This is a genomic window from Aquabacter spiritensis (genome assembly GCF_004346185.1).
In the GTDB taxonomy this organism is placed as follows: Bacteria; Pseudomonadota; Alphaproteobacteria; order Rhizobiales; family Xanthobacteraceae; genus Aquabacter; species Aquabacter spiritensis.
The window spans coordinates 1-25,937 of the sequence record NZ_SMAI01000010.1 but is presented as its reverse complement, the minus strand read 5'-3'; the positions used below and the strand labels follow the sequence as shown (position 1 = coordinate 25,937).

The following is a 25,937-nucleotide window of genomic DNA, read 5'->3' as shown; positions in this document are numbered from 1 at the left end:
TGGCGGACGCCATGGCCGCTGCCGCAGACGCTCCCGCTGCGCGCCGGGGCCCGCCGGACCCGATCCCGGTCACCGTGCTGACCGGCTTTCTCGGCGCCGGAAAGACGACTTTGCTCAACCGGCTGCTCGGCGACCCCGCGCTTGCCGACACCGCCGTCCTCATCAACGAATTCGGCGAGATCGGTCTCGACCATCTGTTCGTGCGCGAGGTGACGGAGGGCGTTGTCCTCCTCGCCAGCGGCTGCCTGTGCTGCACCGTGCGGGGGGATCTCGTGACGGCGCTGGAAGATCTGCTGCGCGGGCGCGACAACAACCGCCTGCCGCCCTTCAACCGGGTGATCGTGGAGACCACCGGCCTCGCCGATCCCGCGCCCATCCTGTTCACCCTGATGAGCCATCCCTACCTGGTCCTGCGCTATCGTCTCGACGGCGTCGTGACGGTGATCGATGCCGTGAATGCGCAGGCGACCCTCGATGCCCACCCGGAAGCCGTAAAACAGGCGGCCGTCGCCGACCGCATCGTCCTCACCAAGACCGATCTTCTGACCGACGCCGCCGCACGCGACGCCGTGACCGCGCGGTTGAAGCGGCTCGCGCCGGCCGCGCCCATCCTCGATGCCGCCGCGGGCGAGGCGGACGCGCCAGCGCTGCTGCGCGCCGGTCTCTACGACCCCGCCCGCAAGATCCCGGACGTCGCCCGCTGGCTGGCCGAGGAGGCGGTCGCCGCCCCGCAGGCCGCGCACGCGCACGATCCCAACCGTCACGACGACCGGATCCAGGCCTTCACTTTGGCGACGGAAGCCGCGATTTCCGCCTCCACCCTCGACATGTTCCTGGAATTGCTGCGCGCCACCTACGGCGCCAACCTGCTGCGCATGAAGGGAATCGTGAAGCTCGCCGAGGATCCCGAGCGGCCCATCGTCCTGCACGGCGTCCAGCATCTCATGCACCCGCCGGTGCGGCTGGACGGCTGGCCCGACGACGATCACCGCAGCCGCCTGGTCATGATCGTGCGCGACCTCGACCCGGCCGTCGTCCGCCGCCTGTTTTCCGCCTTCCTGGGGATTCCCCAGATCGACACGCCCGACCGCGCCGCGCTCACCGACAATCCCCTTGCGCCGGCGGGACTGCCGCCGGCGAAAGAACGAACATGAGCGCGCGCACATGAAGGGTTTGCCCTCCCCTGCCGAGATCCTCGCCTTCTGGCGCGATGCCGGGCGCGCGCGCTGGTTCACCGCCGACCCGGACTTCGATGCCGCAATTCGGGACCGGCTGCTGCCGGCCTATCGCGACGCCGTTGCGCGCGGCGCGGGCGCCGCGCCTCTGCCGGATTATGAAGGCGATGCCGTGGGGGCGCTGGCTCTGGTACTGCTGCTCGACCAGGTCCCGCGCAACGTCTTCCGCGGCACGCCCGACGCCTTCGCGACCGACGCCGCCGCCCGGCAGGTCGCCGATCGGGCACTCGCCCGCGGCTTCGACGCGGCGACGGATCCGGATCTGCGCAGCTTCTTCTATGTGCCCTTCATGCATTCGGAGGCTCTGGCGGACCAGGTGCGCTGCGTCGCGCTCTATGCCGCGATCGACGATCCGGACGGGCTGGAATATGCCGAGATCCACCGCGACATCATCGCCCGCTTCGGCCGCTTCCCGCATCGCAACCCGATCCTGGGCCGGGACATGACGCCCGAGGAAGCACGCTTCCTGTCAGAGGGCGGATTTGCCGGCTGATCCGTCGGCGAGACGGCGCAGGACGCCCTCGGCGGCTGCCCGCCCGGTGGCGAAACAGGCCTGGAGGAGATAGCCGCCGGTCGGCGCCTCCCAATCCAGCATCTCGCCGCAAGCGAAGGTCACGGGATAGCTCACAGGCAAGCCGCGGACACGAAAATCCGCATCGAGGCCCTCGAAGGCGAGCCCTCCCGCGCTTGAGATCGCCCGTTCGAGTCCTCCGGTGCCGGCCACAGCGAACCGCGCGGCCTTGATCGTCCCAGCGAGGGTGTCGGGGTCGGTGCCGGGCCGATCCAAGGCTTCGCGCAGCAAGCCGGCGGCGGCCGGGGACAATCCCCCGCCCTTGCGCAGCCGATTGGCCAGCGAGTGCTTGGGCGGCACCGATGCGAGGCGGCCGGCGAGATCCGCACGCGAGAGATCCGGGCGCAGATCGACGACGAGTTCCGCCGGCCCCCGCGCAAGCGCCGCGCGCAGGGCGGCGGAGACGGCGTAGATCGCGCCACCCTCGAGGCCCTGCTCGGTGACAACGGCCTCGCCGCGCGCCGTCTTGTCCCCGACGCGGACCGCCAGCCGCTTCAGCGGCGCGCGCGCGAACCGCGCGCGGAACGCCTCCGACCAGTGGATATGCACGCCCATATTGGCGGGAGCGAGGGGGGTGACCGGCACGCCGCGTGCCGCAAGCGGCGCGGCCCACGCCCCGTCGCCGCCGAGCCGCGGCCAGGACGCGCCGCCGAGCGCAAGCACGCACGCATCGGCCGCGATTTCCGTCTCGCCCTCGGGCGTCGCAAAACGCAGCGCTCCGGATGGCGACCAGCCGAGAAACGTATGGCGCACGCGCAGATCCACCCCGCGGGCGGCGAGCCGGCGCAGCCAGGCGCGCAACAGAGGCGAGGCCTTGAAGCTCTTGGGGAAGACCCGGCCGCTGGAGCCGACGAACGTTTCCTCGCCGAGGTCGGCGGCGAACGCCCGCAAGGCCTCGGGCGGAAAGGCGCGCACCGCGGCGGCGAGCGCCGGTGCCGCCGGCCCGTAGCGGGCGAGAAACGCGTCGAGCGGCTCGCTGTGGGTCAGATTGAGCCCGCCGCGCCCCGCCATCAAGAATTTGCGGGCGGGCGACGGCATGCGCTCGAACAGCGTGACGCGCAGGCCGGCCAGTGTCAGCCGATCGGCCGCCATGAGGCCCGCCGGCCCGGCACCGATCACGCAGACAGGGGAGATCGCTTCGACCATTCCAGCGACATGCCCCGCCACGCCCGCGCTGTCCAGACCAGAGGACGGTCCCCGGGGATCCGTAAGGCCCCGTTATGGACCGGCCGGCGATTTTCTGCCATGCCATCGCCGCCGGGGGGCGAGGGTTGGTGTATGAATGAATAGAAGATTATCCGCCCAGCGTCGGCTGGTCGCCCGGCTTTTGATGGCGAGCGGGATCGTTTGCAGCGGCGGGCTCTGGGCTTTCGAATTCCGAACCGGCCTCATTTCCACTTACGATCGCGATGCCTATCCCATTCTGATCGGCGTTTTCGTGCTGAGCCTCGGCATCCATTGCGCCCTCCCCGCGCGGCGCCGTGTCGCCGAATGGCTGGCCTTCCTGGCTTATGCGCTCTATTGCATCCTGGGTATTCTGTCGTTCGGGACGCTGGATCCCGCCGCGCGGCTCTATACCATCGCCAATACGCTGCAATGGCTGCCGCTGGTCTATGTGACCGCATTCGTCTTCTTCCGAAAATGGGAGGCGATCGCCGCAGCCGCGACGGTCTACGCCCTCGCTTTGCTTGCCCTTGCCTGGATGGTGGCAACCGGCGGCACGCAGACTTGGGACATGATCTACGGCTCCCTGATCGTGAATTCCTATCTCGTCAATCTTCTGATGCTGGCCATGCTGTCGCTGTTCATCCTCACCAATCAGGCGTTCGAGGACATGCGCGAGCAGGCCATGGTGCTGGAGAGCGTCGCCTTCTCGGATGCGCTGACGGGGGTGGCGAATCGGCGCGGCCTCGAGCGCATACTGGAGCGCTACGCGGCGCAGCCGGCGCACGACATGGCATTGATTCTGCTCGACCTCGACAATTTCAAGGGCGTGAACGACCGGTATGGCCATGTCCACGGCGATCAGGTTCTCCAAGCGATCGTCGGCGCGCTGCGCCAGACGCTGCGCGGCGCGGACCAGCTCGGGCGATGGGGCGGCGACGAATTCCTGGTGCTCGCCGAAAACACCGGTCTCGGCGAAGCGCAAATGCTGGCGGAGCGGCTGCGCCGCGCGGTCGGACGGCTTGCGGCGGCGGAGGGCGTCACGCTGAGTGCCGGCGTGACCACCTGGGACGGCAGCGGCGGTCTCGAAGAGGCCCTGCGCCGCGTCGACGGCGCGCTCTACAGCGCCAAGGGCGACGGACGCGACCGGACCGCTCTGGCCCAGCCGGTGTCCTGACGCGTCAGACCGAGAGAGAATAGATCTCCAGCATCGCAACCGCCATGAACAGCAGAATGAAAAGGCCCATTCCCACGGCGGAGGTCCATAGCGCGAAGCGATACTGGCGTTCACGTTTCAAGGTGATCTGGATAGTGGTGTCCCGGTATACATCGAACGGGCGATCCGGAGATATCCGATCAAACGCGAGGTAGAATATCCTGGTGCCCATTATTTCAGCCCATGCGAGCAATATGAATATTGCAATGCATACCGACAGAAATAAAATCGGCCAGCTAATTATGTCCGATTTTTCCACGACCTTAAACACCGCTACCGTCACGAAACCCATTATAATGCCATTAACGCGGAGCAGAGAACTCATTTTACTGTCTATTATACCGAGCCTGTCATAGAGGTATTTTATCGCCCACTGATCCTTTCGAGCGCTCAGCGCTTCAAAATGGAAAATATCCGTTTCAAGGGTCGGACGCGGCTTCTCGATCATGCCGAACATTTCACCCCCTCCATCGCGCGATCTCAAAACGTGAAGGAATAAGGCAGAAGCTCCCGCGCCGTGAGGCTCATCATCGTCCCTCGCTCGGCGAAGAAATGAACCGTCATGTCGGGGTTACATTCGATTATGCGCTGCCGGCACGCCCCGCAGGGGCTGCAGGGCGCTTGGAGCCCGTCGCTCCCGATGGCGTAGATGGCGATCGCCAAGGCGGAGAGCGTCTCTCCCTCGGCCACGCGGGCGGCTGCGATCGCCGCCGCTTCGGCACATGTCCCGATGGGATAGGCGACATTCTCGACGTTGCAGCCGACATAGACGCCGCCTCCCGCAGACAGGAGCGCCGCTCCGACTTTGAACCGGGAATAGGGCGCATAAGCGTGCATCGACGCGCTCTTCGCCGCATCGAGCAGTGCGTCGAGGCCCAACCGGGGAACTCGGGCAGGCTGAGGCATCATATAGACTCGCGCTTTACGTGCAGTATGCCCAAGACACATGACGAAGTCACGAAGGACGGGACCCCGCCGGGGTCAGCCCCCGGCGCAGGCTTCCAGCACGTCCTCGAAGGTCCGCAGGCCGGCGCGCGGCGCATTCACCAGCACGGCCATGTTGCCGGGAGCGTGCTGGTTCTTCCACATCTTGGTGTGGGCGTGGGGGATGCGGTCCCACGGGAAGACTTCCGACATGCACGGGTCGACGCGCCGGTCGATGATGAATTGGTTCGCACCCGACGCCTGCTTCAGATGGGCGAAATGCGAGCCCTGGATCCGCTTCTGGCGCATCCAGACATAGCGCGCGTCGAAGGTGAGGTTGAAGCCGGTGGTGCCGGCGCAGAACACGATCATGCCGCCGCGCTTGGCGACCAGCGTCGAGACCGGGAAGGTCTGCTCGCCGGGATGCTCGAACACGATGTCGACATCGCGCTTGCCGGTAATGTCCCAGATCGCCTTGCCGAACTTCCGCGCTTCCTTGGTCCACTCGGCATATTCCGGCGAGTTGACCTTGGGCAGTTGGCCCCAGCACTTGAAATCCTTGCGGTTGATCACGCCCCGGGCGCCGAGACCCAGCACATAATCGCGCTTGGTCTCGTCCGAGATCACGCCGATGACATGGGCGCCGGAGGCGGCGGCGAGCTGGACGCCGAACACGCCGAGCCCGCCCGAGGCGCCCCACACCAGCACATAATCGCCCGGCTTCACGTCGTGCGGCGGGTGGCCGAACAGCATGCGATAGGCGGTCGCGAGGGTGAGGGTGTAGCAGGCGCACTCTTCCCAGGTGAGGTGCTTGGGCCGCGGCATGAGCTGACGGGCCTGGACGCGGCAGAATTGCGCGAAGGATCCGTCCGGCGTCTCGTAGCCCCAGATGCGCTGGGACGGCGAGAACATCGGGTCGCCGCCATTGCACTCCTCGTCGTCGCCGTCATCCTGGTTGCAATGGACCACGACCTCGTCGCCGACCTTCCAGCGCGTCACCTTCGGCCCGACGGCCCAGACGATGCCGGAGGCGTCCGAACCGGCGACATGGAACGGCTGCTTGTGCACGTCGAACACCGAAATCGGTTCGCCGAGGCCGGCCCAGATGCCGTTATAATTGACGCCCGCCGCCATCACGAGGACCAGCACGTCGGTCTCGCCGAGCGGCCAGGTCGGCACCACTTCGACTTCGAACGAGGTTTCCGGCGGCCCATGGCGCTCGCGGCGGATCGCCCAGGCATACATTTTCGAGGGGACGTGGCCCAGCGGGGGGATCTCGCCGAGTTCGTAGAGATCCTTCAGCTCGGAGCCGGCAGGCGCGGTTGCAATCGCTGTCTGGCCCATCGCGTCTTTCCTTCCTTCCTCTGCGGATCTTCGTTCGCCCATCGTCTCGGCGCGCGCCCCGGATGTGCGCGGGACGTCCGCCTCCCGCGTGCACTGCCCAAGGGTTTCGCGTTGCAGCGTAGCAGAGAAAACGCGACTGGCGAGCCCCCTCTTTATGGGCAGGTCGCGCGGCCGCGGCGCCTGACGCGGCAACGCGCGCGGCCGTGTCTCCCGCGTTCATTTTCCCGTCGACGCAAGCCCGGTTGCAGCGCAAACTGCACGGAACGCGTGTGACGAGGAGCTGACGATGGCGACCCGCGACAAACCCTGGCTGTTCCGCACCTATGCCGGGCACTCGACGGCCGCGGAGTCCAACAAGCTCTATCGCGGCAATCTGGCGAAGGGGCAGACCGGCCTTTCGGTCGCCTTCGATCTGCCGACCCAGACCGGCTATGACAGCGACCATCCTCTGGCGCGCGGCGAAGTCGGCAAGGTCGGCGTGCCGATCTCCCATATCGGCGACATGCGCACGCTGTTCGACGCCATCCCGCTCGCCGAGATGAACACGTCGATGACGATCAATGCCTGCGCCGCCTGGCTGCTCGCCCTCTATATCGCGGTCGCGGACGAGCAGGGCGCCGACCGCACCAAGCTGAACGGCACGACGCAGAACGACATCATCAAGGAATATCTCTCGCGCGGCACCCACGTCTTCCCGCCGGCGCCGTCGATGCGGCTCACCAAGGACGTGATCCTGTTCACCACCAAGAGCCTGCCGCGCTGGAACCCGATGAATGTCTGCTCCTACCATCTGCAGGAAGCGGGCGCGACGCCGGTCCAGGAGCTCGCCTTCGCCCTCGCCAACGCCATCGCCATCCTCGACACGGTCAAAGCCTCCGGGGAGGCCGAGGGTCCGGTGTTCGGCGAGGTGGTGGGCCGCATCTCCTTCTTCGTGAATGCCGGCATGAAGTTCATCACCGAGATGTGCAAGATGCGGGCGTTCGTCGACCTCTGGGACGAGATCTGCATCGAGCGCTATGGCATCACCGATCCCAAGCAGAAGCTTTTCCGCTACGGCGTCCAGGTGAATTCGCTCGGCCTGACCGAGCAGCAGCCGGAGAACAATGTCTACCGCATCCTGATCGAGATGCTGGCGGTGACGCTGTCCAAGAAGGCGCGCGCGCGCGCCGTGCAATTGCCGGCCTGGAACGAGGCGCTGGGCCTGCCGCGCTCGTTCGATCAGCAATGGTCGCTGCGCATGCAGCAGGTCGTCGCCTATGAAACCGACCTGCTCGACTATGGCGACATTTTCGACGGCTCGGTGGAGATCGACCGCAAGGTCGAGGAACTGAAAATGCAGGCGCGCGCCGAGCTGGAGCGCATCGGCGCCATGGGCGGCGCGGTCGCGGCGGTCGAGAACAGCTACATGAAGCAGGCGCTGGTCGAGTCCAACACGCGCCGGCTGGAGGCGATCGAGCGCGGCGAACAGGTCGTCGTCGGCGTCAACCGCTGGACCGAGACCGAGCCCTCCCCCCTCACAACCGGCGAAGGCTCGATCCTCACCGTGCCCGAGCATGTCGAGGCCGAGCAGATCGCCCGACTTCAGGCCTGGCGCGCCGAGCGCGACGCCGCCGCCGTCGAGGCGGCTCTGGCCGACCTGCGCAGCGCCGCCCAAGAGGGCCGCAACATCATGGAACCCTCGATCGCGTGCGCCAAAGTCGGCGTCACGACCGGCGAATGGGGCGCCTGCCTGCGCAGCGTGTTCGGCGAATATCGCGCGCCGACAGGCGTCGGCCGCTCTGCTCGCGCCGACACGCAGGGGCTCGACGAGGTCCGCCGCGAGGTCGAGGCGGTGTCCGCGCGGATCGGCCGGCGGCTGAAATTCCTGGTCGGCAAGCCCGGCCTCGACGGCCATTCCAACGGCGCCGAGCAGATCGCCGTGCGCGCCCGCGACGCCGGCATGGAGGTGGTCTATGAGGGCATCCGCCTCACCCCGGCGGAGATCGTCAATGCGGCTTTGGAGGAGGGCGTCCATGTCATCGGCCTGTCCATCCTCTCCGGCTCGCACGTTCCCCTCGTGCGCGACGTGATGGACCGGCTGCGCGCGGAAGGGCTCGGCGACGTGCCGGTCGTGGTCGGCGGCATCATCCCGCCCGAGGACGAGGTCCAATTGAAGGGGTTCGGCGTCGCCGCGGTCTACACGCCGAAGAATTTCGAGCTGAACCGCATCATGGCCGACATCGTCGCCATCGTGGACCGGGAAGCCCAGAAGGCGGCCTGAGGCCGAGATCCGCCGGACGCTATTTGCGCACCACCACATAGCCCCGCGTCTTGTGGGACGAGGGGTCGACGGTGTTCATCGCCGCGAACAGGAGGTCGGCCGGAATCCAGGTCGGCTTGTATTTGTAGCGCGCGACGTCGAGCAGTAGGAAGCTGTCGGCCTCCGCATTATAGGCGGCGGCGGGGGAAATGTGGCCGCCCTCCCCCTGGCCCAGAGTGGCGCGGAAATAGTTCACCAGCAGGACTGCCGCGGGATTCGCCAGCACCTGCCGCGCCGCCGCGCGGAAGGCGGCGAGATCGGTGTCACCGGCGAACACCGGCTTGGCCCGGGCGCCGCTCGCGACCAGGACCCGCGCAAGCTCGGCAACGGTAAGGCCCTCGGCCTCGACGCTGTTGGCGGCCTTCACCTGCAGCACCGCGAGGGTGAAGATATTGGTCTGATCCCAATGGGGATAGGGATACCACAGCGGCGCTGGTGGCGGGGAAACCCCGAGCGCGTTGAGCGCCATGACGCTCGAGGCGATGCCGCAATAGCTCTGGGTGTTCTGTGACACGAAGGTCGCCATCAGGGGCCAGAAGCCCGCCTTCTCCGACGCCCGCTCGAACAGGCTGATGCCTTCGGGGGCAGGAAGAGAGACCAGCCGCTCCTGTGCGGCGGCGGAGCCGGCCAAAGCGAGAGCGAGCGCGGTCACCAGAAGGCAGACGTGCAGCATCATGCGAACTGTTCCCAGATAGCGATGGCGGGGTCGCGCATCGGGCGGAAACAGGTCCGCTCCGGGAGATGCGAACACGGCTGCGCGGGACGTTCATACCGCCAGGCGGCGGCCCGCAAGCCGGACGCGCTGCGCCACGCCTCCGGAAGCAGCGACGGCACCCCGCGGCATCGGCCAGCCGCGGCGTCCCCTCAGAACTTCAAAGCGGGCGGCGGCATATCGCTCGGCGGCGGGGACAGATTGTCGAATTGCTGCTGGACCGCCCCGGAATCGAGCTGCACGCCACCCGATTTGTAATGCGTGACCAGCCCGGGAAATATCACCACCAGCGCCACCATGATCAACTGGATGAACACGAACGGCACGGCCCCCCAATAGATCTGCCCGGTCGTGACCGGCTCCATGCGAATCCCGGTGACACGGTCGAGATAGGGCACCTTGGGCGCCACCGAGCGCAGGAAGAACAGCGCGAAGCCGAAGGGCGGATGCATGAAGGAGGTCTGCATATTGACCGCCAGGATCACCCCGAACCAGATCAGGTCGATGCCGAGCTTGTCGGCCGCCGGGCCGAGCAGCGGAATGATGATGAAGGCCAGCTCGAAATAATCGAGGAAGAACGCCAGAACGAAGACCAAGGCATTGACGGCGATGAGGAAGCCGGTCTGCCCGCCCGGCAGGGAGACGAGCAGTTCCTCCACCCAGCGATGGCCGTCGACACCATAGAAGGTCAGCGAGAAGACGCGGGCGCCGATCAGGATGAACAGCACGAAGGCGGAGAGCTTGGCGGTGGAATAGGTCGCCTGCCGCAACAGGTCGAATTTCAGCCGCCCGCGGCCGATGGCGAGCAGCAGCGCCCCCACCGAGCCCATCGCGCCGCCTTCGGTCGGCGTCGCGACACCGATGAAGATGGTGCCGAGCACGAGGAAGATCAGCGCCAGCGGCGGCACCATCACGAACACCACCTGCTCGGCGAGGCGCGAGAGGAGGCCGAGGCGGAACACCCGGTTGATCACCGCGACCACGAAGGCGAGGCCGACCGTGGCCGACATGGCGAGCACGACGTAATCGGCGCCGAACTTCACCGTCGTCTCCGCCATCAGCAGGATCGAGGCGGCGATGGCGATCGCGAGCACGATGAACAGCGAGGGCGTCAGCAGCCGCGCCGCCCCCGAGAGCACGAAATAGAGCAGCACGAAGGAGGCCAGCCCCCACGCCGCCATATTGGCGGCGCCCGGAAGCAGGTCGGCGGTGGTCGCGGCGATATTGCCGGTGGCGATGAGGAAAGCGAGGCCGGCCGCGGCGATCGCGCCGAGGATGCGGCTCGGCGCCGCCCGCTCGTTGGGATCGCGCAGCGTCTGGGCGTCCAGAGGCAGGCCCGGGGTCGCGGTCGGAAAGAAGGTCGAGACCAGGAAGATATAGGAAGCGTAGAGGCAGGACAGGATGAGGCCGGGAAGGAAGGCCCCGGTATACATGTCACCCACCGAGCGGTTGAGCTGGTCGGCCATGACGATCAGCACCAGCGAGGGCGGGATGATCTGGGCCAGAGTGCCGGAGGCGGCGATCACGCCGGTCGCGACGCGCCGGTCATAGCCGTAGCGCAGCATGATGGGCAGCGAGATGAGACCCATCGAGATCACCGAGGCGGCGACGACGCCGGTGGTCGCGGCGAGCAGCGCGCCGACGAAGATCACCGCATAAGCCAGTCCGCCGCGGATCGAGCCGAACACCTGCCCGATCGTGTCGAGCAGGTCCTCCGCCATGCCGGAGCGCTCCAGGATCAGCCCCATGAAGGTGAAGAACGGGACCGCCAGCAGCACCTCGTTGTTCATGGTGCCATAGACGCGCTCGGGCAGCGCCTGGAGGAAATCGACCCGGAACAGGCCGAGTTCGATGCCGATCAGGCCGAAGATCAGGCCGTTCGCGGCGAGCGCGAAGGCGACCGGGTAGCCGAGCAGCAGGAACACGACCAGCGCCGCGAACATGATCGGCGCCATATTGTGGATGAACCAGGCCTCGAACCCCGCCGGCGCGGCGACGGCGAGGTCGGGCAGCCCGACGAGCATCAGGGTGGCGAGGATGGCGGCGGCGAGCGCCTTCGGAAGGCCGGTGCGGATCATGATGCGGCGCTCAGCGGGAGGGGCCGGGTTCGGAATCGATGCGCGGCGCGTCGGCCAGCAGCCGATCCACCTCCGCAGCCAGGACGGCATGCCCGCCTGCCCCCTCGTGCGGGTCCTCCATGCGACCCGTCATGATCGCGACGCGCTTGATGATTTCCGAGATCGCCTGCACGAACAGAAGAAAGAACCCGATCGGCACCAGCATTTTCGCCGGCCATTGCGGGAGGCCGCCGGCATTCAGCGATTGCTCGTTGATCGAGTAGGAATTGAGCGCGAACGGCCAGGACGTCACCAGCATGACGATGGTGAAGGGCAGCAGGAAGAACACGCCGCCGAGGAGATCGATCGAATTGCGAACCCGCCGGGAGAGCCGGGAACTGACGATGTCGATGCGGATGTGCTCGTTGTCGATCAGCGTCCAGGGCGCACAGCACAGGAACACGACGGCGAACAGCACCCATTGCAGTTCGAGCCAGGAGTTCGACGAGGCGTCGAACACCTTGCGCACCACCGCATTGATGGCCGACACCAGCACCGCGACGACAATCAACCAAGAGACCGATTTCCCGACGCGCGCGTTCACGGCGTCGATGGCGCGGCTGAGCGCGATCAGCACATTCATCACGATCCCCTCGATCGGGTCATTCCCAGGCCGGCACCGTCCTTGCTGGGGTGCCATTGAGCCGGCACCATACGGAAGTGCAACCGGCAAGCAAGTGCACCCTTCGTCGGAGGATCGCTGCCGGCTCAAAGCTTCAGGGTGAAACCCGCGGCGAGGGAATCGGTGCGGAAGATGCGCACCGCCTCGAGCGACAGATCCTCCGGCGTCTTCCTGCCGAAGGCGGCGGCCTTCGCGATCTGGTCGGGGGTCGCGGTGATGATGTGGCAGCCGACCTGGTGGGCGTGCACGATGTTGAGGGCTTCGCGCGCGCTCGCCCAGATCAGCTCGATCTGCGGTTCCGGCGCCACGATCGCCGCGGCGGCATGCATCATGGGCACCGGATCGATGCCGATATCGGCGACGCGCCCGGCGAAGATCGAGATGTTCGAGGGCGGCCCGCCGGCCAGCGCCTCGGCGACCACATAGACCTGCTTCACCGTCATGATGGCGGTGACGTTCTGCTTCACCCCGGCATCGGCGAGCCGCCGGATCAAGGGCGCCGCGCTCTCGCCGGCCGTATTGGTCACCGGCATTTTCACATAAACGTGTTCGCCCCAGGTCGCGATATGCCGCGCCTGGTGCTCCATCTCGTCGAAATCGTCGGAAAACACCTCGAACGAGATCGGGCGGTCCGGGATCGCCTCGAGCACCTTGCGCGCGAAGCTCTCATAGTCCGTCACGCCGGCTTTGTGCATGAGCGTCGGGTTGGTCGTGAAGCCCTTCACGAACGGATATTTCCGATACGTCCCGATCATGCCTTCGAGGTCGGCGCCATCGGCGTAGATCTTGACGTTGTACGAAGCGATATCCATCGCGGCATCCCCACTTGCAGAAAACCGGACCTCTGGCGCGGCGAACCGGTCCCGCGCGCCGCGTGCTTTTGGCACAGATGGCGCGTTCGGGCCAGCCGCGCGCCGGCGCACCGCGCGGTCATTGTGGCGGTTGAGCAATCGGCCTAACGTCGGCCGGCGGTCGGTGCGCGGGAACGCGCGTGGGGATTTCCCACTTAATGCAAGCCTGTCGCGCAGGGACGCCGATCAACCGGCGCCCGCGTCCGGTCAGGGGGGCTCATGAGCATCGTCGGCATCCGCGGCACGTTCTTCGACTTCATCGACGATCCCTGGAAGCATCTCGGCCAGGAGAGCGCGGCGGCCCGTTTCGTGGCCGACGGTCTGATGGTCATCGAGGACGGCATCATCGCCGAATGCGGCCCCTATGCCGCGCTCGCCGGGCGCCATGCCGGCTTGGAAATCACCCATATCGAGAACCGGCTGATCGTGCCCGGCTTCATCGACGGGCACATCCATGTGCCGCAGACCCGGGTGGTCGGGGCCTATGGCGAGCAATTGCTGCCCTGGCTGCAGAAATGGGTTTTCCCCGAAGAGGTGAAGTACAAGGATCGCGATTATGCCCGCGAGGGCACGCGCCGCTTCTTCGATGCCCTGCTCGCGTCGGGCACCACCACCTGCCAGGCCTTCACCACCACCGCGCCCGTCGCCACGGAGGAATTCTTCGAGGAGGCGTCGCGCCGCAATATGCGGGTGATCGGCGGCCTGACCGGGATCGACCGCAACGCGCCCGACTATTACGTCGACACCGCCGAGAATTTCTACCGCGACAGCGTCGCCCTGATCGAGCGCTATCACCGCCACGGCCGCAACCTCTATGCGATCACGCCGCGCTTCGCGATGGGCGCCTCGGACGCCATGATGCGGCACTGCGAGCAGTTGAAACAGGATTTCCCGGACTGCTGGATCAACACCCATATTTCCGAGAACCCGGCGGAAATCCGCGCGCTTCTCGACCTGCACCCGGACTGCGCGGACTATCTCGGCGTGTATGAGAAATACGGCCTCGTCGGCCCGAAATTCTCCGGCGGCCATGGCGTGTGGCTCTCGAACGACGAGTTCCGCCGCATGTCGCAGAGCGGCGCCGCCGTGGTGTTCTGCCCCTGCTCCAACCTGTTCCTCGGCTCCGGCCTGTTCCGGATCGGCCGGGCGACCGATCCCGACATGCGGGTGCGCATGTCGTTCGGCACCGACATGGGCGGCGGCAACCGCTTCTCGATGATCAATGTGCTCGACGACGCCTACAAGGTCGGCATGTGCAACAACACCCTGCTCGACGGCAGCGTCAATCCGAGCCTCAAAGACGCGGCCGAGGCCGAGCGCAACAAGCTCTCGCCCTACCGCGCCTTCTGGTCGGTCACCCTCGGCGGCGCCGAGGGGCTCTATATCGACGACATGCTGGGCAATTTCGAGCCCGGCAAGGAGGCCGATTTCGTCGCGCTGGATTGGAACGGCGGCCCGGCGGCGCTGCCGTGGCACCAGAGCCTCTCGTATCGGGGCGCGGGCCCGGAGACCGTCGAGGAGGCGGCCGATCTGCTTTTCGGCATCATGATGGTCGGCGACGACCGCGCCGTCGACGAGACCTGGGTCATGGGCAAGCGGCTCTACAAAAAAGGCTGAGGCCCGTCATGACCGCAGGTCAAAAGCCGGAAGCGGTCCAGGTCGCGCTGGTGGCGCAGCATCTGGTCGCCGAGACGGGCTATGCCGCCTACATCCACTGGCTCGCGCGCCTGGTCGAGGACCTGCGCACACGCCCCGGCTTCATCGCCCACGAGGTCATTCCTCCCGCCCCGCCGGGCCAGATCCATTGGGTCACGATCATGCGGTTCGAGACCGCCGCAGCGGCGCAGGACTGGCTCGCCGGGCCGGAGCGCGAACGAGCGGTGGCGGACATCCAGCCGCTTTTCCTGAAAGAGGAAAGCATCCACCTCCTGGAAGATGCCGGCCCGGCGCCCCAGGCCGGCGTCTCCGCCTTCATCGCCTATGACGTGCCGCCAGAGGAGCAGGACGCCTTCCTGAAATGGCAGAAGGTGATCTATGCCGAGGAGACCCGGCACCCGGGCTTTCTGCGCCACAAGATCGAGCGCCCGGTGCCGGGGATGCGGGACCAATGGATCATCGTCCTCACCTTCGACAGCGACGCCAATCTGACGCGGTGGCTGGACTCGCCGGAGCGCCAGAAACTGCTCGCGGACGGCGGACGGCTGAACGTCGAATCCCGCGTCAGCCGCGCCAGCTATGGATTCGACTTCTGGTTCCAAAAGAAGGACGCGCCGGCGGCGAGCGGCTGGGCGATCCTGAAGAACAATCTTCTGGTCCTTCTGGTCCTCTATCCCATCGTCTATCTCTGGGGCCTGTATGTCGGGCCGCTGTTTGATGCCGCCCACGTCCCGTTTTGGCTCGGCCTGTTCGTCGCCAATCTGGCGTCGACGCAGATCCTCGGCTGGTGGGCCGTGCCGGCCATCTTCCGGGTCTTCGACTGGTGGCTGGCGCCGGATCCCGGCCCGCGGCGCGAAGCGCTGGGCCTCGCTTTGATCGCCGCGCTCTACGCGCTCTCGATGGCGCTCTATGCCGGGCTCGCCGCGATGTAAGGCCGACCCCTTACCTCTCGGGCGGCGGATCGAGGCTCACGGCGTCGACCCGCGCGAGTTCGCTGAGAAAGGCCAGCGTCTCGGCGCGGCAGACCTCTTCGTCGACCTCGAAGCGTCCGACCAGCTCTTCGACCAGACCGTCGAGCGTCCGCGGCTCCGCGAGGATTTCCCAGATCTCGGCGCCGACCTCCGACAGGTTGAGATAGCGGCCGTGTTCCGGGCTCATCATCACCAGTTCATTGTCGATCCTGGCGCTGAGCCAGTCGCCTTGACGCATGATCCGCACGATGGCTCGCCTCCCCTGCCATTGGGTTGTAGGCCCCCAAGGTCAGGTTGCATCTTTAGCGCGTCCGCGGCGCCGCCGCCAGTCCGCAGTCGGTTCCCGGCGACGCAGCTCCCGGATCGGGCGTCGACGAGGGGGCCGGCCGACGTGCGCCGCGGTCCACGGACGGCCGCGCCGGACCCGCCCCGCCGTCACGCCTCCGGAAGTCCGGCCAAAAGCTTGTCGAGCGTCACCGGATAATCGCGCACCCGCACCCCGGTGGCATTGTAGACGGCGTTCGCGACCGCCGCCGCGACCCCGCAAATCCCCAATTCGCCGACCCCTTTCGCCTTCATCGGCGAGGACATGGGATCGGTCTCGTCGAGGAAGACCACCTCCTGGTGCGGGATGTCGGCATGGACCGGCACCTCGTAGCCCGCCAGATCGTGGTTGACGAAGAAGCCGCGCCCGGTATCGACCGCCAGATGCTCCATCAGCGCCGCGCCGACGCCCATCGTCATCGCCCCGATCACCTGGCTGCGCGCCGATTTCGGGTTGAGGATCCGGCCCGCGGCGCACACCGCCAGCATGCGCCGCACGCGGATTTCGCCGGTATGGGCATGAACCGCCGCCTCGACGAAATGCCCGCCGAAGGTGGATTGCTGATATTTTTCAGCGAGATCGCCATATTCGATCCGGTCTTCGGCGACGAGCCCGTCGGCGCCCGCCGCCGCCGCGAGCGGGACGCTGCGGTCGCCGGAGCGGACCGCGCCATCGGCGAAGACGAGATCGGTCGAATTGAAGCCGAGCTTCCGGGCCACGGCCGCGCGCAGCTTGGTGCAGGCGGCATAGACGCCGGCGGTGGAATTGTTGCCGCCCCATTGTCCGCCCGATCCGGCGGAGACGGGGAAATCCGAATCGCCGAGCCGCACGCCCACTTTGTCGAGCGGCACGCCCATCATCTCGGCCGCGGTCTGGGCGATGATGGTGTAGCTGCCGGTGCCGATATCCGTCATGTCGGTCTCGACCGTCACCACGCCCTTCGCATCCAGCCGCACCCGCGCCGCGGACTTGGTCAGCAGATTGTTGCGGAAGGCGGAGGCCATGCCGAGGCCGATGAGCCAAACCCCGTCCCGGACCTGCGCCGGGCGCGCCGCACGCTTTGCCCAGCCGAACCGCTCCGCCCCGGTGCGCAGGCACTGGACGAACGGGCGCTGCGAGAACCGGCGGCCCGGTGTCTCGGGGTCCTCCTGCGTGTCGTTGCGGATGCGGAATTCCACCGGGTCGAGCCCCAATTTCTCCGCCATCTCGTCCATCGCGATCTCGAGCGCCATCAGGCCGGACGCCTCGCCCGGCGCGCGCATGGCGTTGCCCTCGGGAAGGTCGAGCGTGGCGAGCCGCAGCGCGGTCAAGCGATTGGCGCCGGCATAGAGCAGCCGGGTCTGCTGCACCGCCGTCTCGGGCTTGCCGTCCGGCAGGTCCCCCGACCAGCTCTCATGGCCGATCGCGGTGATCGTCCCGTCCCGCTCGGCGCCGATGCGGATGCGCTGGATCGTGGCGGGTCGGTGCGGCGTGTTGTTGAACATCAAAGGCCGCGTCAACGCGACCTTCACCGGCTGCCCCGCCGCTTTGGCCCCCAAGGCGGCCAGGACCGCATCGGCGCGGATGAACAGCTTGCCGCCGAACCCGCCGCCGATATAAGGCGACACCAGACGGACCTTGTCGCGCGGGATGCCCAGGGTTTTGGCGAGATCGCCCGCGCCCCAGGCGATCATCTGGTTCGACGTCCAGAGGGTCAGCATGTCACCCCGCCAGACCGCGATGGAGGCATGGGGCTCCATCATCGCATGCGCCTGATCGGGGGTGGTGTAGGTCGCGTCGAGCTGGACCGGGGCGGCGGCGAAGGCGCCCGGGAAATCGCCGATTGTGCTGTCCGGCTCGTCCTCCGGCGTCACCGCGCCGTCGCGCGCTGCGGCGAGGTCGAACGCCCCCGCCTCCGCGACATAATCGATCCGCACCAGACGGGCCGCGGCCTGGGCCTGCTCGAACGTGTCCGCGACCACCAGGGCGACGGCCTGATGGTAATGCGCGATCTCCGGGCCGGCGAGCAGTTTGGCGGTGTTGCGGCTGGCCTTGCCGAGCGGCCCGGCGGTCCGCGCCGTGACGATGGCGCGCACGCCGGGCGCCCGCGCGGCGGCGGACGTATCGATCGCGGCGATCCGGCCCTTGGCGATCGCCGAACCGATCACGTGCCCATAGGCGGCGTCGGGGGCGATGTCGTGCCGTTCATAGGCATAGGGCGCGGTGCCGGTGGTCTTGAGCGGACCTTCGATGCGGGAGACGGGCTGTCCGACGACGCGCAGCGCGTCGATCGGATTGGTGGTTGCGGGGGTGTCGAACTTCATGGCGTCAGCCCCTCGCTTCGGCGAGCACGGCAGCCAGCGTGCGCTGGACCAGCGGCAGCTTGAAGTCATTGTCTTTGGTCGGCCGCGCCTGCGCGAGCAAAGCGTCGGCGACCGGCTTGGCGCCGCGCGGCAACTCGGCCTCGGCCGCCGCGATCCGCCACGGCTTATGGGCGACGCCGCCCAGCGCGACCCGGCCCGTGCCGTCCGCCTGCACCACCGCCGCGACCGACACCAAAGCGAAGGCGTAGGACGCCCGGTCCCGCACCTTGCGATAGAAGTGGGTGCCGCCGAGCGGCGCCGGCAGCGTCACCGCCGTGATCAGCTCGCCCGGCGCGAGGGCGGTCTCGATCTCCGGCGTGTCGCCGGGCAGGCGGTGGAGGTCGGCGACCGGCAGGCTGCGCGTTTCGCCGTCCGGGCGGACCGTCTCGACGGTCGCGTCGAGCAGGCGCATCGCCACCGCCATGTCACTGGGATGGGTGGCGATGCAGGCCGCGCTGGCGCCGACCACCGCGTGCTGGCGGCTGTAACCGTCGAGCGCGCCGCAGCCGCTGCCGGGCCGGCGTTTGTTGCACGGCTGGTCGGTGTCGTAGAAATACGGGCAGCGCGTGCGCTGGAGCAGATTGCCGGCGGTCGTCGCCTTGTTGCGCAGTTGCCCCGAGGCGCCCGAAAGCAGGGCGCGGGACAGGACGGCGTAATCGCGCCGCACCCGGTTGTCCGCCGCGAGATCGGTGTTGCGCACCAAGGCGCCGATCCGCAGGCCGCCCGCGGGGGTCTCTTCGATCGTGTCGAGCGCGAGGCCGTTGACGTCGACGAGATGGGTCGGCGCCTCGATCTCCAGCTTCATCAGATCGAGCAGATTGGTGCCGCCGGCGATGAATTTGGCCCCCTCGGTGCGGGCGGCGGCGTCCGCCGCGGCGGCGGGCGAGGCCGCCTTCTCATAGGTGAAGGATTTCATGCCGGCCTCCCGGCGATCTCGGTGATCGCCTCGACAATGTTGGAATAGGCGCCGCAGCGGCAGATATTACCGCTCATCCGCTCGCGCACCTCGTCGGCGCTCGGCTCGGGCGCGGCGGTGAGATCGGCGCTGACATGGCTCGGAATGCCGGCCTTGATCTCGTCCAGCACCGCCACCGCCGAACAGATCTGCCCCGGCGTGCAATAGCCGCACTGATAGCCGTCATGCGCCACGAAGGCGGCCTGCATGGGATGCAGCGCCTCCGGCGTGCCCAGGCCCTCGATCGTGGTGACGCTGTCGCCGTCATGCATCACCGCGAGGCTGAGGCAGGAATTGATCCGCCGCCCCTCGACGATCACCGTGCAGGCGCCGCATTGGCCGTGATCGCAGCCCTTCTTGGTGCCGGTCAGGTGCAGATGCTCGCGCAGCGCGTCGAGCAAGGTGGTGCGGGTGTCGAGATCGAGGTCGCGCACCGTCCCATTGACCTTCAGGGAGACCGCGGCGCGGGCCGGCTGAGGGGACGCCCCGGCCCCGGAGGCGGACGGCGCGGCGGGGGGCGCCCCTTGGCCGCTCTGGGCCTGCGCGCCGGTCGGCGCCAGGGTCCCGGCGACCGTGGCCGCGCCGGCGGCCAGCACGTCGCGGCGCGTGACATCGTTCGGACCTTGCATGCTCTGCTCCACCGGGCGGCCCGGCCGCACCCGGCCGCCGTCCGCCCGCTCCTCCGCCCGCCCTCAGTTCAGAATGCCTCCAAGCCGAGAGCGTTCCCTCCGAGGCGCAAGGTTCACCGGAGCGTGAGGGAAGAGGGATGGAAGGGAGAAAGTGCGCAGGGCCGCTTCGCGGGGCCTCGTGCGCCGGTTCAGCAAAAACAGCGAACAATTCAGTTAAACATTACGAATGCGGCCAACGGCGGGCCTGACGATCGTCGGGAGTGCAGAGGCTGGTGAGCGGGAACGATGAAACTGAGAACTACGTCTACGCTATAGCCCTCCAAAAATTGAGGTACGAGCTAACGGCGACAATTGGGGTGGATTCCTGTTCGACCGCTTCTGGGTACCAGAGTTGGAAAAACAGCCATTCATGCGGCTGCTGCGTTCGACCTCAACGCGCCCCCGATTTCGACAATCGGACTTGCTGCGCGAATTACTGAGACCCGTCTATGGTCCTGACCCGGACGACCCCACGCTCGGGTTCGAATGAGCCATGTTTCTGTTTCTACATGAAGGGACGGTCGGTAGGGTCTGCTATCGCGTCCAACCACGGCACCAATTCGCCGGCCTTCATGGGGAACCCCTTCTTGGTACGCTTCACGCCGCAATCCCTCATCACCTCCACCATGCTCCAGCCGTGATACTTCGTGGTGACGGCGTGCTTCATGACCTCCATCAGCTCGTCGAACTCGACCTCAGCGCACACGTCGTTCAATTCCTGCACCGAGCAGAACACAACGTCGCGCCTATCCTCATCCGTGATGTCAGGATTTTCCTGTGCCATCTCCCGCGCGCGCTGCACGACGGCGTCACGAAGTTTGCCCGCCATCTGCATCCAAGCGTCCATGGTCAGGACTACCCCGATAGCTGTCCCTGACACCGCTTGATCGGTGTAAACGCCGTGGCGGACATGCGAGAAGAAGCGCCAAAGCTGGAACACTGCCTTAGCCATCTGCTCGAACCCCTGCTTGGCAGTACTCATGGGGTCTTCGGCGAACTGGGCCTCAAACGTTAGCTTGGTCGCCTTACATTCTACGGCAATATTGATCTCCTTGCCGTCCATCACGAGGCAGTCAGGTGGGTCGACCTTCAAACCCTTCGGCCCGTAGGGCTCGCCGCTGAACGCCTGCACGCGCCCGTGATAAGCGACCAGTAGCTTGCGGATATATTCCTCGAACCGGCGATTGGCCTGCTCCAACATCTGCTGAGAGCCCGCCATGAAGTCGTAATACAGGCCAGCGGTGACGCGAGCCAACACAAGAGGCGGCAGCGGTGCGATATAGCCGGTCTCGCGGGAGTCGGTGCGGCTGAAAAGGGGAAACCGCCGCATCAGGCTCGGCATGTAGGCGGTTCTCAAGGGGCGCCTGATACGCAGCGCCATCTCGCGGTTAAGTTCGGTGGCTAGTGACCGCGCCTGCGCCACGTCTACGCTGAGTATGGACAGGGTCTTGTTGAGCTGGTCCTGGCTGAAGTTGGACTTGGTTAGGTCGGGCATTCTCGTCCAAGCTTGGTCGAACAGCAGGCCGCAGATCATCAAGCCCATGAGCATGAAGTCCTGCACGGACAGCCCGCGACTCTCCTGAAAGTACTTTGCGCAGTCGCCCTGCCCGTAAACGTAGGCATACCGGAATATCTGCTCGCGGTTGGTGCCACGCTGCCAAGAAAACTGCCGCTGCCCGATCCGGTACATCTCCTCAAGGATGTCCTCGGGGCGGGACATCAAGGCGTACTCGCACTCCTCGATGTCGCGCAGGAACCGTGTCAGCTGGAGGATGGAGTCGAACTTGGAAAGGTTCGTGATGTGGTAACGGCCTTCGCGCGGCTTGTCCTTGGCTGTCGTCAGGAGTGACGTGATGAAAGTCTCCAACTCCCACTTATAGATGGCCTTGGGTTCATCCATGCTGGCAACGGCAGCATCGTTCGGGAAAGTGAGGAACGGCTTGGCTGAATCAGCGCGGCCGGACTGGATAGCATGGACGGCCCAGATGGCTTGCAGCGCATGTTCGTCGGCAGAGCGGGCGAGGAATGACTCGTACCGGCCGCGCGCAAGGTTCAATCGCGGCCGTGTCGGCTTCAGTGATGCTCGTTCTTCGCCCATCGCCGGACACTGATGGAAATATTTGCCGAGATTCGAAAGGTGCATTCGACTTTGACAGGGCATGTGCCACCGTCAAGGTTCTTAAGATACGGATTGCGGGTCCGGCTAGCTCCAAGCGGCTAGTCCCAACCGACTTCTATCTCGTCGCATGCAGCCACCGCACGAACAGCAGCTTTCGGAAATTTACGTTGGCCATTGAAGTTCTGAGATGGGGTCGTTTACCGCCGTCGCTGATCTTCAAGATATATCGGGCTGTAGCGTAGAGTCAGCGGTTCTCAGAACCACGTAGTGGTGTGCGGTGATCGGCAATATCGCACCATGGAGGGCAATCGGCGGCTTTTGGCGGAGAGGGAGGGATTTGAACCCCCGATACGGTTGCCCGTATGCCGCATTTCGAGTGCGGTGCATTCGACCACTCTGCCACCTCTCCTCCGGGGCCGGGCGCGGGCGCCCGTTGCATGGTCGAGCGCTTCTAGCGGAGAGCCCCGCCGGCCGCAAGACCGTCGCGCACGGCTTCGGCCCCGGCGGAGAAAAATCGGCATCGGCCGGCCACCCGGCGGCCTTCCGACGGAGTCCATGAAAAAAATCCTACAGACTATATTCCTTTCCTCTCCCGATCCTGCTATGGTGGGCTCACCTCGCACCAAGGAGGGGCGCGTCCGGAGCGGCCTGACGGGTGGTGCGGGGCAGCGGGTGTCCGACGGGACGGGGACAACGCACCCCGTTCAGTTAGAAAGGAGGCCGAAGGGGACTGCGCACCGATCCGGGAGTGGTTCGTCCGGTCCCGATGGGAGAACCGATCACCCACGCGGCGCAGCCGACACGCCATAAATCCCCGCGCGGGAGCGGACGGAGCGCAGGCTCCGACGTCACTTGTGTTCCCAAGGCATGCCTTGCCGGCGTGCCGACCGCTCCCGCATTCCTCCCCCCCGCCGGGAAACCGGCGGGGCTGGAGGTGCTGGAACCGGCCCGTGCCTTCCCCTCCCCCGCCCGCCGACGGCGGGAGGCGCGCTTATTCGGAAACCGCAACCGCCGGCGCGATCGCCGGCTCCCGCTCGGGCGGGATGGGCCGCGACCGGCCCGATTCGTCGATCGCGACGAAGGTGAAGATCGCCTCCGTCACCTTGCGGGTCTCCTCGCCCGCCCGCGCCCGCCGCCACGCCTCGACCTCGATCCGCATCGAGGTGCGGCCCACGGAGAGCACCCGCGCGAACAGGCTGACCTCGTCGCCGACCGCGACCGGGCTGAGAAAGGTGATCGCCTCGACCGCCACCGTCGCCGCGCGTCCGCGGGCCCGCCGCGCCGCGACGTTTCCGGCGGCGAGATCCATCTGCGACATCAGCCAGCCGCCGAAAATGTCGCCATTGGGATTGGTGTCGGCCGGCATCGCGATGGTGCGGATCGCGGGCGCCTCGTCGGGCATCACGGCCTTCTTGTCGTGCATCCTTCCCCTCCTCGGAGCGCCGGCGGCGGCCGCGCCGGCCGGCCCTGCGCTCCGGGACGAGCTTACCAAGCCGCACCCGCGTTTCGGAAGGGCGCCGGAAGCCGGCCGCAGCCCGCTCCGAACCGCACCGCGATTGACATTTTGCCCCTGTTGCGGGTAAAGGGACCGCTTCGCGTGGACGCCTTGCGTCCGCATCTCCCCCCGACCGAAAGAAGCCGGCCCTTCGAGGCGCGGCGGAACAAAGCGAGACAAGAATGTTCGCGGTCATCAAAGCAGGCGGCAAGCAGTACCGCGTCGCCGCCGACGACGTCATCACAGTGGACCGCATCGAGGCCGAAGCCGGCGCGAGCGTGTCGTTCCCCGTCCTCATGCTCGGCGGCGAGACCATCACGGTGGGCGCGCCCCTCGTCGAGGGTGCCAGCGTCACCGGTGAAGTCGTGGAACAGGCGCCCGGCGACAAGGTCATCGCCTTCAAGAAGCGCCGCCGCCAGAATTCGCGCCGCAAGCGCGGTTTTCGCGCCGACCTGACGGTCGTGCGCATCACCAGCATCGCCGCCGGCGCCTGATAGGAACGGAGAGCACAGATGGCTCACAAAAAAGCAGGCGGCTCGTCCCGCAACGGCCGCGATTCCGACGGCCGACGCCTCGGCGTGAAGCGCTTCGGCGGCCAGGACGTCATTGCCGGCAACATCATTGTCCGCCAACGCGGTACCAAATGGCATCCCGGCCTTAATGTCGGCATGGGCAAGGATCATACCCTGTTCGCCCTCACCGAAGGCAAAGTCGAGTTCCGCTCCAAAGCCAACGACCGCACCTATGTATCGGTCGTCCCCGCCGCCGCCGAGGCGGCCGAATAAGCGGCAGGACCTGACATGCAGGATCCCGCCGGTCTCGTCGACCCGGTGGGAGCCTGATCCGGAATATCCGGGCTCCCGGACCAGCCGGGGAGACGAGCGTCTCCCCGGTTTTTCTTTGTCCGCCAGGTGGTTCGTCCCACCACATTCGTTGGAGCCCGCCATGACCCTCGTCGAGCCGCCGACCGGAGCCCCGCGCACCGACAGCTGTATTCCCGTCCTCGAGACCAAGCGGCTGCTGCTCCGCGCCCCGCGATTCGAGGACGCCGGTGCCATCGCGGAGCATGCCAACAATCGCAAAGTCGCGGAAATGACCGCGAACCTGCCCTATCCCTACCACCCCGCCGACGGCCGCAACTTCGTGGAACACGCCACCACGCGCCCGGACGGCGCGCAGTTCGCGGTGTTCCTGAACCGGCCGGAAGGCCCGGTCTTCGCCGGCATGTGCGGTTATGGCTGCAAGCCGGGCGAGAGCGTGCCCGAGCTCGGCTATTGGTTCGGCGAAGCCTTCTGGGGCCGCGGCCTCGCCACCGAGGCCGCCCGCGCCGTGATCGACTATGCCTTCTCGGACACCGAGATCGACCGCCTGATGGGCGCCGCCCGGGTGGCCAATCCGGCCTCGCGCCGGGTGCTGGAGAAATGCGGCTTCCAATGGTGCGGCGCCGGCCTGACGCGGGTGCGCGCCATCGGCGCCTCGGTGCCGGTCGACCGCTTCCAGCTCGAAAAGGGCACCTGGGCCTCGCTCCGAGCCTGGGGCACGACCGCTTTGCCGCTGCGCCGCGCCAACTGATGCGGCGCGCGCGCCTTCGCCGCCCGCACCGGGCGCGAATCGCGCATCACATGTGAACCTGCGGGATCCGGCCGAGCCGCCGGATCCCACCATGAGGTGTTGGATGGCACGCCACCTGGACGATCTCCCCTACCGGCCCTGCGCGGGCATGGCCGTGTTCAATTCCGCCGGCCGCGTCTTCATGGGCGAACGGTCCGGCGGGCCGGAACATGTCGACATGACGCATTCCTGGCAGATGCCGCAGGGCGGCATCGACAAAGGCGAGGACCCGCGCGATGCCGCTTTGCGCGAACTCTACGAGGAGACCTCGATCCGCTCGGTCAAGCTCATCGGCGAGATCGACGATTGGCTGTCCTACGATCTGCCCGGGCGGATCGCCGGCGAAGCGTGGCGCGGCAAATATCGCGGCCAGACCCAGCGCTGGTTCGCCTTCGCCTTCACCGGGTCGGACAGCGAGATCGACATCGTCAAACCCGGCGGCGGCAAGCACAAGGCGGAGTTCGTCGCCTGGCGCTGGGAGCAGCTCGACCGCACGGCGGACCTCGTCGTGCCGTTCAAGCGGCCGATCTACGAGCGCGTGATCCGCGAATTCCGCCGCTTCGCCGGCCCCTGAGCCCTGCTGCCCGCAGGTCTCGCCCCAAATTGATGCCGGAGCCGGAAAAGCAAAAGGCCGGGCGATGGCCCGGCCTCAGACCGCTGACAAACCCCTGGCGCGAGCCGGGGGTTTTTGATTCATTCGGGTATGCTGAAGAAACCCGGCCCGACCCAGACCGCTCTTG

General features: G+C 66.9%; 24 protein-coding genes and 1 tRNA gene. 10 read left to right on the top strand and 15 right to left on the bottom strand.

Features of this window, described 5'->3' with window-relative positions; translation table 11 throughout:
* Positions 1-11: 11 nt before the first annotated feature.
* Together EDC64_RS15290 and EDC64_RS15285 are read left to right on the top strand one after the other, a co-directional pair.
* Entirely contained in the window at positions 12-1,154 is a 1,143-nt protein-coding gene (locus tag EDC64_RS15290) for a CobW family GTP-binding protein (protein WP_132032891.1), read from the top strand.
* A 10-nt stretch (positions 1,155-1,164) separates the two neighbouring features.
* On the top strand, positions 1,165-1,728 hold the full coding sequence (locus EDC64_RS15285) for a DUF924 family protein (RefSeq protein ID WP_132032889.1): 564 nt from the start codon (positions 1,165-1,167) through the stop codon (positions 1,726-1,728).
* Here EDC64_RS15285 and EDC64_RS15280 read toward each other — a convergent pair.
* The gene (locus EDC64_RS15280; RefSeq protein ID WP_132033190.1) at positions 1,705-2,952 is read right to left on the bottom strand and encodes a BaiN/RdsA family NAD(P)/FAD-dependent oxidoreductase; all 1,248 of its coding nucleotides are present in this window, start codon (positions 2,950-2,952) and stop codon (positions 1,705-1,707) included. The two genes, EDC64_RS15285 and EDC64_RS15280, sit on opposite strands and share 24 nt — an antisense overlap.
* A 136-nt stretch (positions 2,953-3,088) precedes the next feature.
* On the opposite strand from EDC64_RS15280, the gene EDC64_RS15275 reads away from it, so the two are divergent.
* On the top strand, positions 3,089-4,147 hold the full coding sequence (locus tag EDC64_RS15275) for a GGDEF domain-containing protein (protein WP_132032887.1): 1,059 nt from the start codon (positions 3,089-3,091) through the stop codon (positions 4,145-4,147).
* A 4-nt stretch (positions 4,148-4,151) separates the two neighbouring features.
* Here the strand turns inward: EDC64_RS15275 and EDC64_RS15270 are convergent, their stop codons facing one another.
* The 3 genes from EDC64_RS15270 to ccrA all read right to left on the bottom strand — a co-directional run bounded on the left by EDC64_RS15270 (position 4,152) and on the right by ccrA (position 6,454).
* On the bottom strand, positions 4,152-4,643 hold the full coding sequence (locus tag EDC64_RS15270; protein ID WP_132032884.1) for a hypothetical protein: 492 nt from the start codon (positions 4,641-4,643) through the stop codon (positions 4,152-4,154).
* A 23-nt stretch (positions 4,644-4,666) separates the two neighbouring features.
* On the bottom strand, positions 4,667-5,065 hold the full coding sequence (gene cdd / locus EDC64_RS15265; protein ID WP_245504724.1) for a cytidine deaminase: 399 nt from the start codon (positions 5,063-5,065) through the stop codon (positions 4,667-4,669).
* A 102-nt stretch (positions 5,066-5,167) separates the two neighbouring features.
* Positions 5,168-6,454 (bottom strand): crotonyl-CoA carboxylase/reductase, encoded by a 1,287-nt coding sequence (gene ccrA, locus EDC64_RS15260; RefSeq protein WP_132032882.1) that lies wholly within the window; start codon positions 6,452-6,454, stop codon positions 5,168-5,170.
* Positions 6,455-6,740: 286 nt separating this feature from the next.
* Here ccrA and EDC64_RS15255 point away from each other — a divergent pair, with 286 nt between their 5' ends.
* Positions 6,741-8,714 carry a protein meaA gene (locus tag EDC64_RS15255; protein WP_132032880.1) on the top strand — a complete coding sequence of 658 codons (1,974 nt, stop codon included), beginning with the start codon at positions 6,741-6,743 and terminating at the stop codon, positions 8,712-8,714.
* Positions 8,715-8,733: 19 nt separating this feature from the next.
* On the opposite strand, the gene EDC64_RS15250 is transcribed toward EDC64_RS15255, so the two are convergent.
* From EDC64_RS15250 to EDC64_RS15235, 4 genes are all read right to left on the bottom strand, one after another.
* On the bottom strand, positions 8,734-9,429 hold the full coding sequence (locus EDC64_RS15250; protein WP_132032878.1) for a phytochelatin synthase family protein: 696 nt from the start codon (positions 9,427-9,429) through the stop codon (positions 8,734-8,736).
* 188 nt (positions 9,430-9,617) lie between these two features.
* Entirely contained in the window at positions 9,618-11,489 is a 1,872-nt protein-coding gene (locus EDC64_RS15245; protein ID WP_132033186.1) for a TRAP transporter large permease, read from the bottom strand.
* Between the two features lie 64 nt (positions 11,490-11,553).
* A complete protein-coding gene (locus tag EDC64_RS15240; RefSeq protein WP_132032876.1) occupies positions 11,554-12,165 on the bottom strand; it encodes a TRAP transporter small permease subunit in 612 nt (203 codons plus the stop codon).
* 125 nt (positions 12,166-12,290) lie between these two features.
* The gene (locus EDC64_RS15235; RefSeq protein WP_132032874.1) at positions 12,291-13,016 is read right to left on the bottom strand and encodes a transaldolase; all 726 of its coding nucleotides are present in this window, start codon (positions 13,014-13,016) and stop codon (positions 12,291-12,293) included.
* A 258-nt stretch (positions 13,017-13,274) separates the two neighbouring features.
* Between EDC64_RS15235 and guaD the strand changes: the two genes are divergently transcribed.
* On the top strand, positions 13,275-14,672 hold the full coding sequence (gene guaD / locus EDC64_RS15230) for a guanine deaminase (protein WP_132032872.1): 1,398 nt from the start codon (positions 13,275-13,277) through the stop codon (positions 14,670-14,672).
* Between the two features lie 8 nt (positions 14,673-14,680).
* Positions 14,681-15,643: an antibiotic biosynthesis monooxygenase gene (locus tag EDC64_RS15225; protein ID WP_132032870.1), complete on the top strand. Its 963-nt coding sequence runs from the start codon at positions 14,681-14,683 to the stop codon at positions 15,641-15,643.
* A gap of 10 nt (positions 15,644-15,653) precedes the next feature.
* Here EDC64_RS15225 and EDC64_RS15220 read toward each other — a convergent pair whose 3' ends face one another.
* The 7 genes from EDC64_RS15220 to EDC64_RS15190 all read right to left on the bottom strand — a co-directional run bounded on the left by EDC64_RS15220 (position 15,654) and on the right by EDC64_RS15190 (position 23,514).
* The gene (locus tag EDC64_RS15220; RefSeq protein ID WP_245504738.1) at positions 15,654-15,920 is read right to left on the bottom strand and encodes a PqqD family peptide modification chaperone; all 267 of its coding nucleotides are present in this window, start codon (positions 15,918-15,920) and stop codon (positions 15,654-15,656) included.
* Positions 15,921-16,117: 197 nt separating this feature from the next.
* Positions 16,118-18,310 carry an aldehyde oxidoreductase molybdenum-binding subunit PaoC gene (gene paoC / locus EDC64_RS15215; RefSeq protein WP_132032866.1) on the bottom strand — a complete coding sequence of 731 codons (2,193 nt, stop codon included), beginning with the start codon at positions 18,308-18,310 and terminating at the stop codon, positions 16,118-16,120.
* 4 nt (positions 18,311-18,314) lie between these two features.
* Positions 18,315-19,265: an FAD binding domain-containing protein gene (locus EDC64_RS15210; protein WP_132032864.1), complete on the bottom strand. Its 951-nt coding sequence runs from the start codon at positions 19,263-19,265 to the stop codon at positions 18,315-18,317.
* Positions 19,262-19,933 carry an aldehyde dehydrogenase iron-sulfur subunit PaoA gene (gene paoA / locus EDC64_RS15205; protein WP_132032862.1) on the bottom strand — a complete coding sequence of 224 codons (672 nt, stop codon included), beginning with the start codon at positions 19,931-19,933 and terminating at the stop codon, positions 19,262-19,264. The genes EDC64_RS15210 and paoA overlap by 4 nt, the downstream gene beginning before the upstream one ends.
* A gap of 544 nt (positions 19,934-20,477) precedes the next feature.
* On the bottom strand, positions 20,478-22,115 hold the full coding sequence (locus tag EDC64_RS15200; RefSeq protein ID WP_132032860.1) for a hypothetical protein: 1,638 nt from the start codon (positions 22,113-22,115) through the stop codon (positions 20,478-20,480).
* A 295-nt stretch (positions 22,116-22,410) separates the two neighbouring features.
* A tRNA-Ser gene (locus EDC64_RS15195) sits at positions 22,411-22,500 on the bottom strand.
* A gap of 582 nt (positions 22,501-23,082) precedes the next feature.
* On the bottom strand, positions 23,083-23,514 hold the full coding sequence (locus EDC64_RS15190) for an acyl-CoA thioesterase (protein ID WP_132032858.1): 432 nt from the start codon (positions 23,512-23,514) through the stop codon (positions 23,083-23,085).
* A 254-nt stretch (positions 23,515-23,768) separates the two neighbouring features.
* On the opposite strand from EDC64_RS15190, the gene rplU reads away from it, so the two are divergent.
* The 4 genes from rplU (at position 23,769) to EDC64_RS15170 (ending at position 25,771) form a co-directional block, all read left to right on the top strand.
* The gene (gene rplU / locus EDC64_RS15185; protein ID WP_132032856.1) at positions 23,769-24,080 is read left to right on the top strand and encodes a 50S ribosomal protein L21; all 312 of its coding nucleotides are present in this window, start codon (positions 23,769-23,771) and stop codon (positions 24,078-24,080) included.
* Positions 24,081-24,098: 18 nt separating this feature from the next.
* Positions 24,099-24,371: a 50S ribosomal protein L27 gene (rpmA, locus tag EDC64_RS15180; protein ID WP_132032854.1), complete on the top strand. Its 273-nt coding sequence runs from the start codon at positions 24,099-24,101 to the stop codon at positions 24,369-24,371.
* Positions 24,372-24,531: 160 nt separating this feature from the next.
* Positions 24,532-25,158 (top strand): GNAT family N-acetyltransferase, encoded by a 627-nt coding sequence (locus EDC64_RS15175; protein ID WP_132032852.1) that lies wholly within the window; start codon positions 24,532-24,534, stop codon positions 25,156-25,158.
* A 103-nt stretch (positions 25,159-25,261) separates the two neighbouring features.
* Entirely contained in the window at positions 25,262-25,771 is a 510-nt protein-coding gene (locus EDC64_RS15170) for an RNA pyrophosphohydrolase (protein WP_132032850.1), read from the top strand.
* Positions 25,772-25,937: the final 166 nt, after the last annotated feature.

Bases quoted from the DNA above. Each gene is read 5' to 3' on its own strand.
- EDC64_RS15170 (WP_132032850.1), top strand. From the start codon at position 25,262: ATGGCACGCCACCTGGACGATCTCCCCTACCGGCCCTGCGCGGGCATG.
- EDC64_RS15245 (WP_132033186.1), bottom strand. From the start codon at position 11,489: ATGCTCGTCGGGCTGCCCGACCTCGCCGTCGCCGCGCCGGCGGGGTTC.
- EDC64_RS15285 (WP_132032889.1), top strand. From the start codon at position 1,165: ATGAAGGGTTTGCCCTCCCCTGCCGAGATCCTCGCCTTCTGGCGCGAT.
- rpmA (WP_132032854.1), top strand. From the start codon at position 24,099: ATGGCTCACAAAAAAGCAGGCGGCTCGTCCCGCAACGGCCGCGATTCC.
- EDC64_RS15280 (WP_132033190.1), bottom strand. From the start codon at position 2,952: ATGGTCGAAGCGATCTCCCCTGTCTGCGTGATCGGTGCCGGGCCGGCG.
- rplU (WP_132032856.1), top strand. From the start codon at position 23,769: ATGTTCGCGGTCATCAAAGCAGGCGGCAAGCAGTACCGCGTCGCCGCC.
- EDC64_RS15270 (WP_132032884.1), bottom strand. From the start codon at position 4,643: ATGTTCGGCATGATCGAGAAGCCGCGTCCGACCCTTGAAACGGATATT.
- EDC64_RS15240 (WP_132032876.1), bottom strand. From the start codon at position 12,165: ATGAATGTGCTGATCGCGCTCAGCCGCGCCATCGACGCCGTGAACGCG.
- EDC64_RS15275 (WP_132032887.1), top strand. From the start codon at position 3,089: ATGAATAGAAGATTATCCGCCCAGCGTCGGCTGGTCGCCCGGCTTTTG.
- EDC64_RS15200 (WP_132032860.1), bottom strand. From the start codon at position 22,115: ATGCACCTTTCGAATCTCGGCAAATATTTCCATCAGTGTCCGGCGATG.
- EDC64_RS15210 (WP_132032864.1), bottom strand. From the start codon at position 19,265: ATGAAATCCTTCACCTATGAGAAGGCGGCCTCGCCCGCCGCCGCGGCG.
- guaD (WP_132032872.1), top strand. From the start codon at position 13,275: ATGAGCATCGTCGGCATCCGCGGCACGTTCTTCGACTTCATCGACGAT.
- paoA (WP_132032862.1), bottom strand. From the start codon at position 19,933: ATGCAAGGTCCGAACGATGTCACGCGCCGCGACGTGCTGGCCGCCGGC.
- EDC64_RS15255 (WP_132032880.1), top strand. From the start codon at position 6,741: ATGGCGACCCGCGACAAACCCTGGCTGTTCCGCACCTATGCCGGGCAC.
- EDC64_RS15190 (WP_132032858.1), bottom strand. From the start codon at position 23,514: ATGCACGACAAGAAGGCCGTGATGCCCGACGAGGCGCCCGCGATCCGC.
- ccrA (WP_132032882.1), bottom strand. From the start codon at position 6,454: ATGGGCCAGACAGCGATTGCAACCGCGCCTGCCGGCTCCGAGCTGAAG.
- EDC64_RS15225 (WP_132032870.1), top strand. From the start codon at position 14,681: ATGACCGCAGGTCAAAAGCCGGAAGCGGTCCAGGTCGCGCTGGTGGCG.
- paoC (WP_132032866.1), bottom strand. From the start codon at position 18,310: ATGAAGTTCGACACCCCCGCAACCACCAATCCGATCGACGCGCTGCGC.
- EDC64_RS15175 (WP_132032852.1), top strand. From the start codon at position 24,532: ATGACCCTCGTCGAGCCGCCGACCGGAGCCCCGCGCACCGACAGCTGT.
- EDC64_RS15250 (WP_132032878.1), bottom strand. From the start codon at position 9,429: ATGATGCTGCACGTCTGCCTTCTGGTGACCGCGCTCGCTCTCGCTTTG.
- EDC64_RS15220 (WP_245504738.1), bottom strand. From the start codon at position 15,920: ATGCGTCAAGGCGACTGGCTCAGCGCCAGGATCGACAATGAACTGGTG.
- EDC64_RS15235 (WP_132032874.1), bottom strand. From the start codon at position 13,016: ATGGATATCGCTTCGTACAACGTCAAGATCTACGCCGATGGCGCCGAC.
- EDC64_RS15290 (WP_132032891.1), top strand. From the start codon at position 12: ATGGCCGCTGCCGCAGACGCTCCCGCTGCGCGCCGGGGCCCGCCGGAC.